Source organism: Autumnicola edwardsiae (genome assembly GCF_031846505.1).
In the GTDB taxonomy this organism is placed as follows: Bacteria; Bacteroidota; Bacteroidia; order Flavobacteriales; family Flavobacteriaceae; genus Autumnicola; species Autumnicola edwardsiae.
Window position 1 is genome coordinate 1 of record NZ_JAVRHP010000201.1, and the last position, 2,180, is coordinate 2,180.

Here is a 2,180-nt window from a genome sequence, read left to right on the forward strand (position 1 = left end):
GAGGTTTGAGTAAGAACGGAAAATGGTTGGATAACAAAGGAAAAGTGATCCGCTATGATCCTGAAGAAAAAAAAGTGCTCTGGTCAAAAAAGATTGCATATCAGGTTGAGAATCTGGAACAAACTGGCGGAACAATCCTTCATTCCACTGGCAGGAAAAGTTATTCCCTGGATAATACGACCGGAAAGGAACTATGGGAAGTAAAGAACTCCCTGATCTTTGCCGATGCTGTGGACAAAATCGGGATCGGGTATAAAATACAGCCCTTAAAATCTAAAGAAAATATACTTGAAGGAATTGACCTTAGGGATGGGCAGCCTCTCTGGCAAAGAGAGATCAGCCGGGAGTACGGTTGGAATGAAATTTTCTATTTAAATGACTCTACCTTACTTATAGGTGCTTCCGGGCTTCATACGGTAAACATTTTTGACGGAACAGGCTGGGATTACAACACGGTCACCGGAAAGAAGGATTACACCGCTTCGGCAGTGGGCACCGGCCTGGGAATTGCGGCAGGTCTGTTAACCGGCACCTATATGGTATCCACCGGCCACAATCTGGTAAGTGATGTTGTTTCTAACGTGCTTGTTGACAGTGCCAATATCTATTTCGCTTCCAGGAAAGACCTGGTGAGGCTAAACAAGCAGGGGAAAGTCTTGTGGAAAAAGAGCCTTCCCGATGATATGACCAGTAAATCCATGATCTTCAGGTCGGGTGATTATCTGGTCATGGTCAACCAGGGCTATGCTTTTATGGGATATCGTCAACTGGATTTTGGGACGCCTTTTATTGCCTCCTATGATATTAAAACCGGAGATCAGAAATATTTAAAAGAAGTGACGGCCGAAAAAAAGAATATGGTCACGGCAGTTGATCTGAAAGATGGCGAACTATTGGTGTTATTTAAAGATCATATTTCCCAATTTTCAGTGGATACCGGGCAACTACTTCAGGATAAAAAATTCAATAGCGAAGAAGTAGGTGAACTGGAGTATTTTGTTGGGGAGCAGGTGTTTGTTCAGAGGGATAACCTCTTTCATAGTCTGCTGAATTTAGATGCTGCCAAACATTATCTCTACACCGACAGCGGAAAGATCTTAATACTCGATTCAAACCTCGAGCTTGTTGAAAAAATTGATACTGAAGCTGAAACTATTTACATCAACTATTTTAACCGGAATGGGAAGCGGTTCCTCGCTAAGGAGAATAAGACTTTTGTGATCGATCCCGAAGGTAAAAGATTAGCTGAATTCTCCGCATCGCGCAACGTTGTATTCCTGAACGGAAAATTTTATGATGCTCAGGATAACAGCTTTTTAGAGATTGATCTGGAAAATTTGATCAAACCGCTTCAATAGTTTCTATGACAGGAATGGCAACTAAACACAAACTTATTCTCATCCTCCTCCTTTCTTCCGCAAAAGCCTCGATTGCGAAAGTGTCAATGTGTTCAATAATAGTTTCCTCGGAAATAGGGAAAACTTTGACTTTATAGTAAAGGGGGAGATAGATCGGGTTGATCCTGAATCTGTTACGATGACAGTTGGAGAAGTGTTCAAAGGCTTAATAAAAGAGAATACCATTCAGCTCCTCAGGGTTGAGGTGGATTGTATGCATTACCTGGATTTTAAAACTGGACATAAACTTATAATTAAGCTGGAGTTTTGCGGAGGTTACCGGGGGAGGAGAAAAGCTGAAGAAACAGAATCTCTAAACCTGTTAAGATCAGGTTGAAAAGTTTTTCGTACAAACTTTTCAGGTTTAAGAATTTAGCTTAGTTTTAACAAAATCCCCTACGATTTTTGAGATTTACAATGTGCTGGTGCTGGAAGTGAGAAATTTTAGGTGCTAGTTGTTGTTATAAATACCACAAAAATTGAAATATGAAGAAAATCTACGCTACAATTATTTTTGCACTATTTTTAATATACGAAGGTTATAGTCAAGATAATGTTGGCTCAGAAACTAAAAGAAGTATCATAACAAATGGTATCGGACTTGGAAGCGTAATTGCCGGGGTCACTTCTTGGGAAAGAAACAAATCGGTTTTACTGGCTATAATTCACGGAGTTTTCAGCTGGTTGTATGTTATATATTTTGTTTTGACTAGGAAAGAAAACGAAAGAAAATAAACTCCAAGTTATTGATTAATTATGCTAACAGTCATTTTACCATAAAAT

3 protein-coding genes are annotated in these 2,180 nt (G+C 39.6%); all 3 read left to right on the forward strand.

Features of this window, described 5'->3' with window-relative positions; translation table 11 throughout:
- The coding region (locus tag RM529_RS16925) for an outer membrane protein assembly factor BamB family protein (protein WP_311485929.1) at window positions 1-1,358 on the forward strand (1,358 nt) is incomplete at its 5' end.
- Window positions 1,359-1,446: 88 nt separating this feature from the next.
- Window positions 1,447-1,734 (forward strand): hypothetical protein, encoded by a 288-nt coding sequence (locus RM529_RS16930; RefSeq protein WP_311485930.1) that lies wholly within the window; start codon window positions 1,447-1,449, stop codon window positions 1,732-1,734.
- 149 nt (window positions 1,735-1,883) lie between these two features.
- The gene (locus tag RM529_RS16935) at window positions 1,884-2,132 is read left to right on the forward strand and encodes a hypothetical protein (RefSeq protein WP_311485931.1); all 249 of its coding nucleotides are present in this window, start codon (window positions 1,884-1,886) and stop codon (window positions 2,130-2,132) included.
- Window positions 2,133-2,180 lie beyond the last annotated feature (48 nt).

Coding starts and splice junctions, on each gene's coding strand:
- RM529_RS16935 (WP_311485931.1), top strand. CDS start 1,884: ATGAAGAAAATCTACGCTACAATTATTTTTGCACTATTTTTAATATAC.